1 pseudogene is annotated in these 707 nt (G+C 38.9%); it reads left to right on the top strand.

The annotated features are described in order from the left end of the window. A pseudogene (locus G6Q00_RS08310) lies at positions 1-707 on the top strand (hypothetical protein); the annotation flags it as partial.

The raw sequence follows: 707 nt of genomic DNA, 5'->3' as shown, positions 1-707 counted from the left end.
AGTATTAGCCTAGATGATGCCCATATCTACCCCTTAGATTTTGTGGTGATCAAGACTTCAGATATTAAGCCTAATATGCAGGCTAAAAGCGGGGTGCAAACACGCACACAAACAGATTTAAATAAAGTAACAGAAATTGCTAATCACTTTAAACCCGAATATGTGATTAATCGCGGGGGCTTTGATGATCTCCCCATTATTATTCAAGATGGGCAAGTCATCGTAGGCAATCACAGAGCTTTAGGCATGCAAGAGTTTAGCCCTAGCAGTAGAGAGGCTTATGAGAAAGCGATCTTAAATACCTATGGCATTAAGCTAAAAAGAGATGAATTATTAGTTAGAACCCCACAAGATAGCCTAAGTGATAAAGAACTTATCAATCTAGCTAGTGCTAGCAATAAGGAGCGCACAACCACCTTTGGGGATAGACTAATAGCGGCAATTGGTAAGTATGATAGCCATATCACCCCACAAAATCTTAAAATCTTAAGTTTAGAAACTAATGATGTAGAGGAATTAGCCCTAAGAGTGGCTAAAGTGCTAGATAGTCAAGCTAAAGCCCCCGATATTGAAGCCACTAATTTAGCTTTACTAGCCCATAGTGCACGCAATAACCAAACTAGTTTATCTGAAGCCCTAGACTTTGCCCAAAAGAACTTAGACCCATTAGAATTTACCCGTTTAAAAGATATGTTTGTGAAAAATGC

The organism is Helicobacter suis, from assembly GCF_902196125.1.
GTDB lineage: Bacteria > Campylobacterota > Campylobacteria > Campylobacterales > Helicobacteraceae > Helicobacter > Helicobacter suis_B.
Note: the sequence above shows the minus strand (reverse complement) of the source record. Positions and strands in the feature narration are given on the sequence as shown.